The organism is Pedobacter sp. GR22-6 (assembly GCF_037402555.1).
In the GTDB taxonomy this organism is placed as follows: domain Bacteria; phylum Bacteroidota; class Bacteroidia; order Sphingobacteriales; family Sphingobacteriaceae; genus Pedobacter.
The window spans coordinates 270,649-285,313 of record NZ_JBBEUC010000003.1; the positions used below are offsets into that span (position 1 = coordinate 270,649).

At 44.2% G+C, this 14,665-nt stretch carries 13 protein-coding genes; 5 read left to right on the forward strand and 8 right to left on the reverse strand.

What is annotated here, in order from left to right; genetic code table 11:
* The first annotated feature begins 144 nt into the window (after nt 1-144).
* From WAE59_RS14980 to WAE59_RS14990, 3 genes are read left to right on the forward strand one after another with little or no spacing between them, the layout of a single operon-like run.
* Nucleotides 145-2,037: a S9 family peptidase gene (locus WAE59_RS14980; RefSeq protein ID WP_337856792.1), complete on the forward strand. Its 1,893-nt coding sequence runs from the start codon at nt 145-147 to the stop codon at nt 2,035-2,037.
* Nucleotides 2,038-2,040: 3 nt separating this feature from the next.
* Nucleotides 2,041-3,711, forward strand: a complete 1,671-nt coding sequence (locus WAE59_RS14985; RefSeq protein WP_337856793.1) for a sensor histidine kinase — start codon at nt 2,041-2,043, stop codon at nt 3,709-3,711.
* 5 nt (nt 3,712-3,716) lie between these two features.
* Nucleotides 3,717-4,406, forward strand: coding sequence for a response regulator transcription factor (locus WAE59_RS14990; protein WP_337856794.1), 690 nt, complete (start codon nt 3,717-3,719; stop codon nt 4,404-4,406).
* Here WAE59_RS14990 and WAE59_RS14995 read toward each other — a convergent pair.
* From WAE59_RS14995 to WAE59_RS15025, 7 genes are all read right to left on the reverse strand, one after another.
* Entirely contained in the window at nt 4,403-5,293 is an 891-nt protein-coding gene (locus tag WAE59_RS14995) for a hypothetical protein (RefSeq protein ID WP_337856795.1), read from the reverse strand. The two genes, WAE59_RS14990 and WAE59_RS14995, sit on opposite strands and share 4 nt — an antisense overlap.
* A gap of 19 nt (nt 5,294-5,312) precedes the next feature.
* Nucleotides 5,313-6,587 carry a metallophosphoesterase gene (locus WAE59_RS15000; RefSeq protein WP_337856796.1) on the reverse strand — a complete coding sequence of 425 codons (1,275 nt, stop codon included), beginning with the start codon at nt 6,585-6,587 and terminating at the stop codon, nt 5,313-5,315.
* Nucleotides 6,588-6,612: 25 nt separating this feature from the next.
* Nucleotides 6,613-8,103: a magnesium chelatase gene (locus tag WAE59_RS15005; protein ID WP_337857424.1), complete on the reverse strand. Its 1,491-nt coding sequence runs from the start codon at nt 8,101-8,103 to the stop codon at nt 6,613-6,615.
* A gap of 13 nt (nt 8,104-8,116) precedes the next feature.
* Nucleotides 8,117-9,211, reverse strand: coding sequence for a vWA domain-containing protein (locus tag WAE59_RS15010; protein WP_337856797.1), 1,095 nt, complete (start codon nt 9,209-9,211; stop codon nt 8,117-8,119).
* Between the two features lie 75 nt (nt 9,212-9,286).
* A complete protein-coding gene (locus WAE59_RS15015) occupies nt 9,287-10,168 on the reverse strand; it encodes a cupin-like domain-containing protein (protein WP_337856798.1) in 882 nt (293 codons plus the stop codon).
* A gap of 106 nt (nt 10,169-10,274) precedes the next feature.
* On the reverse strand, nt 10,275-11,159 hold the full coding sequence (locus WAE59_RS15020) for a cupin-like domain-containing protein (protein WP_337856799.1): 885 nt from the start codon (nt 11,157-11,159) through the stop codon (nt 10,275-10,277).
* Between the two features lie 136 nt (nt 11,160-11,295).
* On the reverse strand, nt 11,296-11,847 hold the full coding sequence (locus WAE59_RS15025; protein WP_337856800.1) for a fasciclin domain-containing protein: 552 nt from the start codon (nt 11,845-11,847) through the stop codon (nt 11,296-11,298).
* Nucleotides 11,848-12,037: 190 nt separating this feature from the next.
* On the opposite strand from WAE59_RS15025, the gene WAE59_RS15030 reads away from it, so the two are divergent.
* Nucleotides 12,038-12,565 (forward strand): RNA polymerase sigma factor, encoded by a 528-nt coding sequence (locus WAE59_RS15030; protein ID WP_337856801.1) that lies wholly within the window; start codon nt 12,038-12,040, stop codon nt 12,563-12,565.
* A gap of 323 nt (nt 12,566-12,888) precedes the next feature.
* The gene (locus tag WAE59_RS15035; protein ID WP_337856802.1) at nt 12,889-13,527 is read left to right on the forward strand and encodes a response regulator transcription factor; all 639 of its coding nucleotides are present in this window, start codon (nt 12,889-12,891) and stop codon (nt 13,525-13,527) included.
* Here WAE59_RS15035 and WAE59_RS15040 read toward each other — a convergent pair.
* Nucleotides 13,522-14,592, reverse strand: a complete 1,071-nt coding sequence (locus WAE59_RS15040; protein WP_337856803.1) for a PAS domain-containing sensor histidine kinase — start codon at nt 14,590-14,592, stop codon at nt 13,522-13,524. The genes WAE59_RS15035 and WAE59_RS15040 overlap by 6 nt on opposite strands.
* Nucleotides 14,593-14,665 lie beyond the last annotated feature (73 nt).

Sequence of the window (14,665 nt, forward strand, 5' to 3'; positions counted from 1 at the left end):
TTCTAAATGTTACTCGCAAATTGTTTTCATATTTGCGAAATTATCTATTTTAAGCCTAAACGAGGGCAAATCGATAAAGTAACAATATTGGTGTATAGCCTGCTTACACTAATGGGGTTGCGTAGCTTTGTAGCGGAGAATGATATGACTGAATATAAAAGATACTTCCTGTTGTTGCTGTGTACTTTTGCCTTTGCCTGCAAGCAAAATAATGTGCTGCGCATCATGCCTGTCCAAGATTTCTTCAAATCTCAGGACAAGGTAGGTTACAGGGTCTCTCCTGACGGGAAAAACCTTTCTTACCTTAAGCTTGAAGGAAAGAACCAGAATTTATATATAGAAGACATCGTTACCGGTAAGGACAAAAAGATCACGCGGCTGAAAGAAAAAAACATCAGTTTCTATTTTTGGGTAAGCAACAACGATCTGATCTATTACAAGGATATCGAGGCCTCACCGAGCGAGTCAGATATTTTTATCATCAACAAAGAAGGTAAAAACGAACGTCAGCTGACCAATAATGAGAAAAGTAAGATCAGGGTACTGGACGATCAATTGATTGATGACAAATACCTCCTGGTATCTTCCAACAAGCGTGATTCTACCGTATTCGATGTATACCGCCTGAACGTCCGCAATGGCGCAATGGAAATGGCTGCCCGCAATCCTGGCAACATTACCAACTGGATGACAGATGCAGAAGGAAAGTTGCGTCTGGCGACCAGCAGCGACGGGGTCAATGAAACCGTGTTGTACCGGGAAAATGAGGGACAGTCTTTCCGTCCGCTGATCACGAACAATTTCAAGACGACTTTCCGACCGGTGGCCTTCGCCCATAACCAGCCCAATATCATTTATGCAATATCCGATGTAAACCGCGATAAAAGTGCCCTGGTCGAAGTAGATTGCAATACAGGCAGGGAACTGAAAGTTCTTTATGGCAATGACAGTATCAACATTACAGATGCACAGTATTCGAGAAAAAAGCAACGCCTGTCTTTTGTGGTTTTTGAGACCTGGAAAAAAGAAAAGCACTACCTGGATGATTCTGCAAAAGCTTTATATACCAAACTGGATCAGTTGCTGCCAAAGACAGAAACCAGGATCATGGACCGGGATAAAGCAGAAACTACTTTTCTGGTCAGGACTTTTACCGACCGCAATCCTGGGTCTTATTACCTGTATTTCTCGGAAACCGGGAAACTCAGGAAGCTGAGTGATTTTAACTCTGCGATTAATGAAGAGGAAATGTGTGAAATGAAACCCATTTCCTTTCAGTCGAGGGATGGATTAACAATTCATGGCTACCTGACCTTGCCGCTGAACATTAAAGCAGAAAACCTGCCTGTAGTGGTATTGCCGCATGATGGTCCTGTGGGCCGGAATTTGTGGGGCTATAATCCTGAAGTGCAGTTCCTCGCCAATAGGGGATATGCTGTATTCCAGGTCAATTACCGGGGTTCTACCGGATATGGCAAGAATTTTATGGCCGCTGGCTTCAAGCAATGGGGCTGTAAGATTCAGGGGGATATCAACGATGGGGTAAAGTGGCTGATCAGCAAAAAAATTGCAGATCCGAAACGTATCGCGATCTACGGTACCGGTTTTGGCGGGCAGATCGCATTGACCGGATTGTATTCATCGAAAACGACCTATGCCTGTGCAGCATCCAATTCGGGAGTGATCAATCTCTTTACCTACCTGAAGTCCGTTCCTCCATACCTCAAGCCGAGTTTGCAGATGTTCTATGAGATCATCGGCAATCCCCTGACTGATGTCGATAAGATGCGCCAGTCTTCACCGCTGTTCCAGGTCGACAAGATCAATGCACCGGTATTCATCACCCAGAACATCAAAGACCCTAATATCAATTCAGGAGAGACAATCCAATTTGTGAAAAATCTGCAAAAACGAAATATTAACGTAACTTACCTTGAAGTGGAGGGTGACACCTTCCGCGGTAAGAACGAGGAAAACAGACAGCAGTATTATACTGCCCTGGAGCAGTTCTTGGAAGCGAACCTGAAAAAGAAATAATTCATGCCTTCAGAGAAGAAAAGCGGATACCGTAAGAATTTTTCGTTGATCATGACCTTCATCCTTATGATGCTGGTGCTTTTTGCGTTTTCACTGATCCTTGCCTACCGCTTCAGTACCAAATTTATCGAAAATGAATTTGTATCTGAAAAGGTCAATGTGCTGGAACAGAGCATTAAACCATATAACGATTTCTTTCAGAAGAAGCTGCCTGAGGTTTCGTACTACAACGGTTACCTGGACTCTGCCACTGCTTCGAGCTTTGTGGATACGGTGCTGTTGGAATATCCTTTTGTCTCCCGGGTGATCTTTTACGATTCGGAAGTGAGAAATACCCCCGTAAGTGACGGATTGAATACTGGTAAGTTTTCCTTTGGCCCCAAAAGTATTTACCAGTTCGGAACACTGATTCCTTCAGATTCGATCGAGCTATTTACCCAGGAAAATACGCATAATTTTATCGTGGGGGATGATTTCAATGCACTGGCCCTTAAGTTGGCCTCCTACATCGAAAGTCTGGATACGGCACATGTACCCAGTCAGGAAGAGTTGTTCAGCAATTTCAGTAATGTGCGGGCCAATAAGATTACCTACCTGAACATTCCAAGGATCGAAGATTTGAAGATCTACAAGGCGATGATGCGCCGGAAACTCAATCCACAGCCCGTTTATCAGCAAGACATGTTGTCTTTTCATCTGGACCCCTATAAGCTCAGGATCATCAATTCAAGGCCACTCCTGTATCAGTATATCAAGATAGAACCGCTCACTTACGATCCGCTGGATACTTCGTCAGATGGGTACATGACCACAGAGATTACCCTGCCGGGTCCTTTTTCAGATTACAAACTGTACTTTATTTCTGCAAAGTCTTTCATTGATAAGGAAATCCTGAATTATTTCCTGCCAATCGCTCTCGGAATTCTGCTTTTCTACAGCATCGTGGTGCTGGTGGCGGTGCTTATCTATAGAAACCTCAACATCAATCAGAAGATGTTCAAACTTCAGTATGATTTCATGAACAACCTCACGCATGAGTTCAAAACACCGGTCAGCGTGATCAAGATTGCAGGCAACAACATTAAAAGCGCAGCCAGCCTTACAGAACGGGAATTGAAAATGTATGGGAAAATCCTGGATGAGGAAGCTGATAAACTCAATGGTTTGATGAATAAACTGCTGGCTTTTACCCAGATTGAGAATAAAGCGATAGAACTGAACCAGGACAAGATCAATATGGTTGATTTCATAGAAAGTACAGTGGAGTCGCACCGCCTGAAACATCCGGACTTTGATTTTACTTTCGAGGTGACGGGCTTCAGGGCCTTTGTTACGGATCCGGTGCTATTGGGCAGTCTGTTTGATAACCTGGCAGAGAATGCTTATAAATATTCACCCCCGGAACGTAAGAAGCTGCACATCAGTGCCCGGCTGATTAAAGGACGTGTGGTCTTCCGTTTTACCGATCAGGGCATCGGTATCCCTGCTTCAGAAATTAATAATATATTTAAGAAATTTTTCCGTATCCAGAACCAATACAACCAGAATGGCAGCGTGGGACTGGGTTTGGCGTTCTGTAAGGAGCTCGTTAATTTTATGGGCGGTGAGATCAGTGTGAGGAGTAAAGTAAATAAAGGAACTGAATTTAAGATTGTACTACCATATAATGAATAAAAGTTATGTCTAAGGGAATTAAAATATTAATAGTTGAAGACGATGAGAATTTGCGTTTTCTAGTGGTACATCGCCTGAAGGCGGAAGGGTATGAGGTGTCGGAAGTAGGGGACGGGGAAACTGCGGAACAGACGATCATGACAGATAAACCCGATATCGTGTTATTGGATTGGATGCTTCCCGGAAAACAGGGAGCAGACGTCTGCGAATCTGTGCGCAAACACGGCTTTGAAAACCTGATCATCATGATGACCGCTAAAGCCCAGGATGTAGACAAGATAGATGCCTATAATTTCGGCGTTTCTGATTACGTAACCAAACCTTTCAATATGGATGTGCTGGTCGCTATGCTGGACAGTAAAGTGAAATTCCTGCTCAACAATGACCGATCGGAAATCCACCGTTTTGGAAATATGGAGCACCATCCGAATATCCACACCTTGTTCCGTGATGGTAAGAAAATAGAATTAACGATTCTCGAAAACAGGATTTTGTTGTATTTCCTGAGAAACCCCAACAAGGTGATCAATCGCGATGAACTGATGTTGGTGGTTTGGGGTTACAATTCTGATGTGAATACCCGTACCCTGGATATGCACATCGTTCGCCTCCGTAAAAAGATCGAGCTGAATCCTGACAATCCGCAATTACTACAAACCGTAAGGGGAGTAGGATACCGTTTCAATCCTGCTTAGAACAATAAAGAAATCCATCCGAAAAGGAGGAGCATCAGGTACTGCAGCAACATAGTCCCATCCAGAAAGAAGAAGTAATAATACTCATTTTTCTGGATGTTGGATTTAAAGATCAACCATCCTGTCAGCGCCAGCGTCAAAGTGGTTGCCGTTACATCGGCATAAGTAGCCTGCCTAAATACCAACAGCAAGCCGAGGTATCCGATCAGCAGGAACTGACAAAAGATATAGGCTTTCTTCTCTCCCAACATTACCGGAATTGTTTTTAAGGCGTAGAGCTTATCCTGGAAAAGGTCTCTGATGTCGAAAGGGACAGTAATTGCCGCAACAAATAGGAACCGCTTAGCCACCAGCAGCAAGGTTTCTGCGGACGAAACATTGATTTGATAACTGCGTTCCAGTTCTACAATGGGCAGAAGGACACAGCTGACCGACCAGACCAGGGCAATCAAAAATAACTTGATGCCGGGAATGTTTCGCAGTCCAATCTTTTGCTGATTCAGGGTCAGGAAGGGTACGTTATAGCCCACTGCCAACAGTCCTGTAAAGATCATCAGTACCTTTGACTCTATGCTCAGGTACCACAGTCCCAAAGGGATCAGACAAAGTATGGAGATCAGGGTGATGGAAATGATGAGCCTGTGATGTCCAAAGATCCAGCGGACCCGGAGGTAGGGCGACTTTTCCGGATTTACGGGTTTCGACAGCAACATGCTGAAGTTGTAAAGACCAATAGTAGCGAAAAACAGGAAGGCAAGAATATAAGGATCCGGGTTGACCTGCAACAGGTGGTAAGTCACCAATCCCTGTGCAACCGCACAGATCGCAATAAATACATTGCTGAAAAGCAGAAAATCAAGTATGGAAAGGAGTATCCTTTTAAGCATTTGCAGCAGCGGCTTTTGATCAGGCCCGCCTCAATTCAAATATCGTGATTTCCGGTAAAATTCCAACCCTCCCCGGATAGCCTAAAAATCCATAGCCTACGTTCACGTAGAGTTGCTGGTTTTGCTCCTGATAAAGTCCTGCCCATTCCTTATAAATGTACTGTACAGGGCTCCACTGAAAATTGTCCAGTCTAACGCCAAACTGCATGCCATGGGTATGTCCGCTGAACATAGCGTCGATCTGAGGATATTCCTGAAGTACCTGACCACGCCAGTGTGACGGATCGTGCGAAAGCAATAGTTTCACCGGAAGATCATCGGTATTTTTTACGGCTTCTTCCATGCGTCCATATCTTGGGAAACGGCCCATACCCCAGTTTTCAATTCCCAGAATGCCAATTTCTTCCCCGCTTACCTTTAGTCTGCGGTTTTCGTTCATGAGCAGGTCCCAGCCCATCAGCTTGTGGGTTTTGATCACATCTTGTAGGTTCTTCGCTTTCGCTGCGGAGGGTTCGCGTCCATAAAAATAATCTCCGTAGTCGTGGTTCCCCAGCACTGAATACACACCCAAAGGTGCTTTCACTTTACTGAAAATATCCTGATAATCCCGCATTTCGGTGGCTACGTTATTCACGATATCACCGGTAAAGAAGATCAGGTCAGGCTTTTCTGCCAGGAGCATCTCCACTCCGCCAAGCACAGCCTTCTTGTTGTAAAAGCTACCTGAATGTACATCGGAAATTTGTCCCAGGGTCATCCCTTCAAATGCCTTTGGCAGGTTAGGCAGGATCAGTTTGCGCCTTCTCACCTGGTAATCGTAAGCACCTGAAGTGATACCCCAGGTCAGTGAAGTGAGGGGAATCGCAGCTGTGATCAGCCCGGCCTTTACAATGAAAGATGAGCGGCTGATGGGTTCGCCCATTGGAGCATTGCTTAAAGCAGTTGCTGGACTGGAAGGCCTCGCATCATCCCTGTTCCTGCTGATCCGGCTTAGTTTAATGATGCCCCTACGTAGGTCGTCGATCAATAGAAAAGGCAACATTACCAGTTTGCAGGCTACAGTAAGGAAGAATGCAACCAGGATGATAGAACGAAGTGTAAGGTACAAAGGCGCATAGATAGAGGCGAATACAGCAATTACCAGGAACGCAGTGTAGCTCCACCAGGCAATACTGAACCATTTTTTAGTGCCTGGTTTCCAATTCTTAAATACGGAAAGGATTGCTTTAAAACAATAGTAGTCGAAAGCAAGTAGAAAAACGGAAAGGAATATCAATAAGGGTAAACGGCCCATGTAAGATGCTTTTTAAATTATAGGGTTATCTGAAATCAATATCGTCCTCGTCTTCGAAATCGCCGCTAAACAGACTGTCAAACATATCGGAGAAGCCAAAGCCGCCGTCCAGGTATTTTTTGTTCAATTGCGAATGTTCTGCCAGGCCGTGCAGTACAAACTCCATGAGTAGCAAAGTCTGATTTTCGCTCAGTTTGGAATGGAATTTCTTAATCAGGTCATACAGTCCGGGTACTTCCATCAGGGCCTTCTTGTATTTTACGGCGGTCAGTGCATCTGAGAGGTCAAGGGTGTTGCCTTCGGTAAACCACTCAGTGACGGCGGTATAAGGATTGGCCGTTTTGCTTTTCTTCGCCTTCTCAGGATCCGGGAAATAACGAGCGAACAAGCTCTTGATCGCTTTCCCGATGAGGATGTTGGCTACTTTCGCCGGCCCCTCCAGTTCACCTTCATACACCAGTTCGATTTTGCCTGTTACTGCCGGGATGATTCCCGTCAGGTCAGATAAACGTACGAATGTGTTTTTCTCTTTATTGATGAGCATCCGGCGTTCTGCGGTGCTGATGAGGTTTTCATAGGCAGATATGGTCAGCCTTGCGGAAACCCCGGATTTTTGATCGATAAACTCACTTTTCCTTGCTTCGAAAGCGACTTGCTCTACCAGGTCTTTCAGCAGACCATCAGCTTCTATAAGCCTTTGTTCCTCTGTCAATCTGGCCTCCTGGAAAGTAATTTTACGGGAGATCTTTATGCTCTTTGGATAGTGGGTGAGGATCTGACTTTCTATTCGGTCTTTCAATGGGGTTACAATGGAGCCCCTATTGGTATAATCTTCCGGATTGGCGGTAAATACAAACTGGATATCGAGGGGCAGGCGTAATTTGAAACCCCTGATCTGGATGTCCTTTTCCTGGAGCATGTTGAATAAAGCCACCTGGATGCGTGCCTGCAGATCGGGCAGCTCATTGATCACAAATATGCTGCGGTGTGCTCTGGGTATCAGTCCGAAGTGGATCACCCGCTCATCATTGTAAGTGAGTTTTAATGTGGCAGCCTTAATCGGGTCTACATCACCGATGAGGTCAGCTACGGTTACATCCGGCGTTGCCAGTTTTTCCGTATACCTTTCCGATCGGTGCTGCCAGCTGATGGGTGTATTGTCGCCGTGGATCCTGATCTCGTGTTGTGCATACCAGGAGATCGGGTTTAGTGGATCATCGAAGATCTCGCTGCCGGATACGTAAGGGATGTATTCATCCAGCAGGTTGACCATCAGTCTGGCAATCCTGGTTTTTGCCTGTCCGCGCAGGCCCAGTAACAGAATGTTGTGTCTGGACAGGATCGCTGTTTGCAGTTCGGGGATGACAGTTTCATCATACCCAAGAATGCCTTCAAAACCCGCTTCCTTGTTTTGAAGCTGTTTGATGAGGTTTTTGCGGAGTTCTTCCTTTACGGATAACGAGGTATAATTGCTGGCTTTTAATTCGCCTAATGTTTTTATATTGATGTGGTCCATGTAGCTATTGAGGTTATCGTACCGTCTTTCTTCTGTTCTTAATATAGTCTTCAAATATATATTCACCCAGGCCGCTGAGAGAGCTATAAAACGCCCTGCCCCCATTGATCTGGGTAAATTCCCGCACAAATTGCTGCAGGTAGGGGTCTTGTGCAATCATGAAAGTGGTGATCGGGATGTTGAGCCTTTTGCACTGCGCCGCCATATTCAGTGTCTTGTTGATCACTTTCCTGTCCAGCCCCATGCTGTTCTTGTAATAGCGGCCATTTTCCTTCAGGCAGGTGGGTTTGCCATCCGTGATCATAAAGATTTGCTTATTGTGGGTTTTTCTGCGCCTCAGGAGGTCTGTCGCAAGTTCCAGTCCGGCAAAGGTATTAGTATGGTAAGGTCCAACCTGTAAATAGGGTAAATCCTTGATGCTGATGGGCCAGGCATCGTTCCCAAATACTACGATGTCCAGGGTATCTTTTGGATACCTTGTCTTGATGAGTTCAGCTAGTGCCATCGCGACCTTTTTCGCTGGTGTGATGCGGTCTTCTCCGTAAAGAATCATAGAATGGGAAATGTCGATCATCAGCACCGTAGAAGTTAATGTCTTATAATCCTTTTCTTCTACTTCGAGGTCGCGTTCGGTAAGTGTAAAATTACCGATTCCATGATTGATTTGTGCATTCTGTATCGAAGCAGTCATATCAATCTGATCCAGGCTGTCGCCAAAGGAAAACTCTCTTCTATCAGCATTTTTTTCTTCACCCAGGCCCGAAATATTGGTATTGTGATTGCCCCGACCAGCTTTTTTCAGCTTGCCAAAAATTTCTTCCAGTGCAGATTTTCGGATGGTCTGTTCTGTTTTTGCAGTAATCTGCTGGTTACCTTTATCATCTTCTTTGATATAACCTTTTTCTTTGAGCTCGTCTATAAAATCGCCCATCCCGTAATCGTTGTTGGTGAATTTATATTGCTTGTCGAGCTCGTTCATCCATGCCAGTGCTTCCCCGGCATCGCCTGCAGTATAGTTCAGCAATTGGGTGAACAATTTCAGCAACTCATCAAATCCTCCTTTTGGCAGATCATCTGGTTGAAAACTGGAAAAATGGAAACCTCTCATATGTTTAAGATAAACGACTGATCGAAGGTAAAAGTTTGAAGTGCCAGTAATGTTATCCGCTTGTCAAAATACTGGCTATTTGGGGTTTCCTTTTGCCAGGGCACGTTCTGCACGTTTTACAGCCAATCGTTCCCGCCATTGTGCATAAGGTGCTTTGAAGGCCATTTTCAGGACACTGTCCACGCCGCCTTTGATGGCCAGGTTAAATACGCTCTGAGCTTTACGCGTCAGTGAAGCATCCCATGCCCTCAAACTGAGCGAGAAGGAACCGTCCAGGTATTTCATCCAATGCCACATTCCGGTAGGCATGAACAGCGTGTCGCCATGTTCCAGAAATACTTCGTAGCCTTCAACACCTTTCAGCGCAGGGAATTTTTCAAAATCCGGATTGGCTACATCATAATCTTCCAGTGCATAGGTCGCATTTGGGATGCAGTACAGCCGTTCTTTCCATTTATTGTCGAACAGGATGATGTGTTTTCTCCCGCCAAAATGCGTATGGAATAAATGGGGCAGATCGATATCATAATGTAAGAAGGTCACTGAATTTGATCCGCCAAAAAACATGGCCGGCATGCTTTCTATGAAGCCACCCATCAGGTCTTTAGGGATCACAATGTCATTAATGAGGTCCGGATGATGCTTGAAAAGGTTAAAAAAGAAAATGCGCAGTTCTGTCGGTTCCCTTTTGATCAGGTCGAGGTAATCCCCAAACTTCATTTCGGCAACCGAAGCATTGATCGGTTTAGAGGGATCAGCTTTCGAGTTGTCCATCAGGCTCACTTTAAGCTCTCCGCCAATTTGCTTCAGGTAATCCGTAGTCCATTTTTCTCTTGCCGGCCATGACTTCGTCAGGCCTTTGATGATCAGCGGACGCCGGGCATCCAGGTAATTTTTCTTAAAATCAGCAGGGCTAATGTGTTCAACGGTATCTACCGGCTTTAAAATAAAGCTCATAATTGTCTTGATAAAGTACCCGTAAATAACTTTAATGCCAATTACCGACCTTATTTAAAACAAATGTAAATTAAAAAGTAGCCAGTCGCAAATGCGGGGAAGAGTATTAGTATGGCTTCCCGTTTGCCAATGCTTTATTTGCCCTATTTATAGCCAGCTTTTCTTTCCAGCTCATGTACGTCTCCCTGAAATTTCCTTTCATGAAATCGTCAAACTTACGCTGCAGTGTCAGGTTGTATAAACTCCTGGCCTTCACTCCCCAGGATGTGTCCCAGGCCCTCAAACTGATGGAAAATGAGCCGTCCAGGTATTTCATCCAGTGCCAGTATCCAGTTGGCATGAACAGGGTATCGCCATGCTCCAGGAAGGCCTCTACGCCTTTTACACCCTTCAGTGCGGGAAACTGGTCAAAATCCGGATCTTCTACGTCATAGTCCTCCAGGGCGTAGGTGGCATAGGGAATTTGGTATAGCCGCTCTTTCCATTTGTTTTCAAATAGGATCACGTGTTTACGGCCGTTGAAATGGGTATGGAAAATATGAGCAAGGTCAATGTCGTAATGTAGGAAGGTAACGGAGCCTTTTCCACCAAAAAACATGTTGGGATAGCTGTCGAGGAAACCTCCCATGAGTTCTTTGGGCGCACGGTAGTCTTCCAGTAATTTAGGGGCATGCTTAATCGGGTCAAATAAGAAGATCCTCAGGTCAGTTGGTGTATTTCTGATGAGTTCAATGTAATCTTCAAACTTCATCTCAGCGGCGGAGGCGTTAATGGGTTTGGAAGGGTCAGCTTTAGCACTATCGTACAGCGGCACAGTCTTATCACCCACCGCTGATTTCATATAATCCAGATCCCATTTGCCATACGCGGGCCAGTTTTTAGCCATGTTTCTAATGATCAGTGGCTTGCGCGTCTTCAGATAATTCTTTTCAAAATCTGCTTTCGTAATGTCATCAACGATGTCAATTGGAGATAAGTCAAATTTCCTCATGTTAATACAGTGTTAATCAGAGGCAAAATTATAGAAAACAAAAAACCGGAGCTAGTGCTCCGGTTAAAAATTAAAAAAGGCTGACAAAAGTGTGGAAATAGTCAGTTTTTTCAATTCCCTTTCATTACTGGTATGTTTAATTAGGCATTAAAACCGTGTCAATTACATGGATTACTCCATTTTTTTGCATTACATTGGCGATGGTGACTGTAGCCGTTCCACCCTTTTCATCTTTGATCATGAGCTTTTTGCCTTCCATCCAGGCCCATAATTTACCGCCTTGTACGGTAGTCAGTTCTGCTTTTCCTTTACCTGCTTTGATGGCCGCTGCTATTGATTTTGCATCCATCTTACCCGCCACTACGTGATAGGTCAGGATTTTGGTCAATGTCGCTTTGTTCTCAGGTTTAACCAGTGTTTCTACCGTTCCGGAAGGTAGCTTGGCAAAGGCAGCATTCGTAGGGGCAAATACAGTGAAGGGACCCGCAGATTTTAAGGTTTCTACCAATCCGGCAGCCTTTACCGCCGCAACCAATGTGGTGTGGTCTTTCGAGTTTACTGCATTATCTACAATGTCCTTTGTAGGATACATGGCTGCTCCTCCAACCATAGGATTTTTTTGAGCAAAGGCTGCTGGGCTAAATGCCATACCCACCAGTGTAAGGCAGGATAAAATGATGTTTTTCATAGATAGATGTATTTTATTTGTTTTTCAAAAGGCACTTACGGGAAAAAAATAAGGCTGGTTTGAAAATTTGTAAATAAGTTTTAAAATGAGTTAAATACCTGAATTCTTGTAATTACTACGCTATTTGGAATGTTCATCACTATGGGGCATAGCCTTTGAGTTTTCAGCAGTATACCTAAAACATCTACCCATGAAAAACGCCATTGAATTCAACCAGGAAATTTGCAGCTTCAAAGACAACCTCAGAAATTTTGCTTTGTCATTTACCAAGGACGCTGACGATGCAGATGACCTCGTCCAGGAAACCTTTCTAAAAGCGATCCGTTATGCTTCAAAATTTCAGGAAGGTACCAATCTGAAAGCCTGGCTTTATATGATCCTGAAAAACACATTCATCAACAACTATCGCCGCAATGCCAAAGTAAGGTCTGTGTTCACAGAAAATCTTGACAACAGTCCGAATAAACTGCTTGGACAGCCAACGACCAACCGTGGCGTCCATAAATTTGTTCAGGAAGACATCAATGGTGCGCTGAGCAGACTTCCCAGAGAAAACGCTGTTCCTTTTCTCCGGTATTTTGAAGGCTACAAATATTATGAGATCGCTACTGAACTGAATATTCCGATCGGTACAGTAAAAACAAGGATCCATGTGGCCAGGAAGATGCTGAAACGTGATCTGAAGATGTATCATGACCAGTTTAGCAGCGCGCTTTAGCAGCGCCAAGATTACCGTATTTATACGCCTCTTTTGATGGTTCAAATGGGTTATATTTGTATAGACCGAAACTTCCTAATAAGAATCGGAATCCATTATGAGCAGACCAAATGCTGATTTGTTGAATGAAAGATTAAAATTCTTTAATCTTGGCAAATCGGTAAGAGCTTGTCCAAAAACTACTTGATCTGCACGTGTAAATACGTGTTTTGCTCCTGTGAGTAAACCTTGGACCGTGCTGACCTGTTGCATAACGATTTATTTAAATAAATTTACAGAGATGAAACCATGGTGTTTCTTCGTAGAAAGGATTCAAATATATTATGCTGAATATAGTGATTGCTGATGATCATTCGATCGTACGTGATGGGCTGAGAACATTATTGGAGAAACAAGGAAATCTCAATATCGTGGCAGAGTGCTTAAATGGAATGGAAGTTATTGAACTTGCGGAAAGCGGGCTGAAAATTGATGTCGTGCTTTCAGATCTCAATATGCCTGTCCTTAGTGGAATGGAACTCATTACAGCACTTCAGGAGCGGTTTCCCGAAATTAAGATTGTTATCCTTTCTATGATCGACGACCTGAAAACGGTAAAGGAGACATTCAGAAAAGGTGCTTCAGCGTATATTCTTAAAACGGTGGATATCAATGAACTGATCTTTACCCTGAACCGGGTGCAATTGGGCCTGAACTATGTTTGTACCGGGCTGATCCAAAAGTTGATCGAAGAAACTGGAAATTCTTCTGAATTAGCCGCTTCGGTGCAAAATGGCTTTAGTTCCCGCGAATTGGAGATACTCAGATTGATAGCAGAAGGTTTTACAAACAATGAAATTTCCGACAAGCTATTTTTGAGTAAAAGGACTGTAGAGGGGCACCGTCAGAGTTTACTGGAAAAGACTGGCTCCAGGAATACTGCGACGCTCATCCGATATGCAGTCACAGCAGGATTATTATGAAAACCGTTTAGGGAGCATTATATAGAAAGTGCTGCCGGAATTGGCCTGACTTTCAAACCAGATCTGCCCTTCATGTAGATCTACTATTTTTTTGATGATGGACATCCCCAAGCCTACTGTTTCTTCTCCTTTTAATCCTTCGCGCCTTGCCCGCGTATATTTTTCAAAAACGTAGGGTTTTAGTTCTTCAGGGATTCCTATTCCTGTGTCGCTCACTACAATACGCACCTGTTCAGTTTGATCTTCTACCTGTACCGATATTGTCCCATAGTCGGGAGTAAATTTAATGGCGTTGGAAATGAGGTTGTTCACTACCTGTATCAGTTTCAAGGTATCTGCTACCATAAAAATCCGCTTCTCATTACTTAAAAATGTAACCTGCTTCTTGATGAGATCTGAGGCATTTTGGTAATTCTCAACGACCTGCCGGATTTCCCGGATCACATCAAATCTTTCTTTCCTCAATTCCAGTTCCGCCGACTCGCTGAACTCCTCTGTCACTACACTGCGTATAAAATCTACATTACGCTTACAGATGTTCTTTATGGAGTCTATGATTTTTTGTTGATTCGTCAGAGGTGATCCGGCATGAATAGCCGAGGTCAGCATGGCGATCATGCCTATGGAGCCTTTCAGGTCATGGGTAAGAATTTCCAGACTCGAGTTTTTCTTGGCGTTGATGCGTTCCGCATAAAGGATATTCTTTCTGTTGGTGGTTACATCGCAGGCAATCCCGGCAATCTCGCTTGCAGAGATGGAGTACATTTTCAATTGTATGTACCTTAGTGATTGCCCGGGAGCTCGCATTCTGAATTCAAAACCTGAAACTTGTCCTTCCCGCAGCAATTCCTGGTAGGCTTCATGTACATAGTGCCTGTCATCAGGATGGATGCTGTCGAACAATAATTTAGTGTTATACAGCCCCGGCGAAAGACCGGTAACCTTTTCTGCTGCTGCCCCTACATAAATAAAACTCCTGTCAATATGGTCAAAAATAAAATACAGGTCCTCGGCCAGTTCGCCGATCCTTTGAAATGTATCGGTTGTAACGTTGCGTTTCATCATACAATACAACACCAGAATACCAAAAATGTTCTTCTGAGTTTATATTTAGTGGCCCCTCAGTTAACTACAACTG

Coding starts and splice junctions, on each gene's coding strand:
- WAE59_RS15040 (WP_337856803.1), bottom strand. CDS start 14,592: ATGATGAAACGCAACGTTACAACCGATACATTTCAAAGGATCGGCGAA.
- WAE59_RS14995 (WP_337856795.1), bottom strand. CDS start 5,293: ATGCTTAAAAGGATACTCCTTTCCATACTTGATTTTCTGCTTTTCAGC.
- WAE59_RS15000 (WP_337856796.1), bottom strand. CDS start 6,587: ATGGGCCGTTTACCCTTATTGATATTCCTTTCCGTTTTTCTACTTGCT.
- WAE59_RS15020 (WP_337856799.1), bottom strand. CDS start 11,159: ATGAGGAAATTTGACTTATCTCCAATTGACATCGTTGATGACATTACG.
- WAE59_RS15005 (WP_337857424.1), bottom strand. CDS start 8,103: ATGGACCACATCAATATAAAAACATTAGGCGAATTAAAAGCCAGCAAT.
- WAE59_RS15015 (WP_337856798.1), bottom strand. CDS start 10,168: ATGAGCTTTATTTTAAAGCCGGTAGATACCGTTGAACACATTAGCCCT.
- WAE59_RS15035 (WP_337856802.1), top strand. CDS start 12,889: ATGCTGAATATAGTGATTGCTGATGATCATTCGATCGTACGTGATGGG.
- WAE59_RS15010 (WP_337856797.1), bottom strand. CDS start 9,211: ATGAGAGGTTTCCATTTTTCCAGTTTTCAACCAGATGATCTGCCAAAA.
- WAE59_RS14980 (WP_337856792.1), top strand. CDS start 145: ATGACTGAATATAAAAGATACTTCCTGTTGTTGCTGTGTACTTTTGCC.
- WAE59_RS14990 (WP_337856794.1), top strand. CDS start 3,717: ATGTCTAAGGGAATTAAAATATTAATAGTTGAAGACGATGAGAATTTG.
- WAE59_RS14985 (WP_337856793.1), top strand. CDS start 2,041: ATGCCTTCAGAGAAGAAAAGCGGATACCGTAAGAATTTTTCGTTGATC.
- WAE59_RS15025 (WP_337856800.1), bottom strand. CDS start 11,847: ATGAAAAACATCATTTTATCCTGCCTTACACTGGTGGGTATGGCATTT.
- WAE59_RS15030 (WP_337856801.1), top strand. CDS start 12,038: ATGAAAAACGCCATTGAATTCAACCAGGAAATTTGCAGCTTCAAAGAC.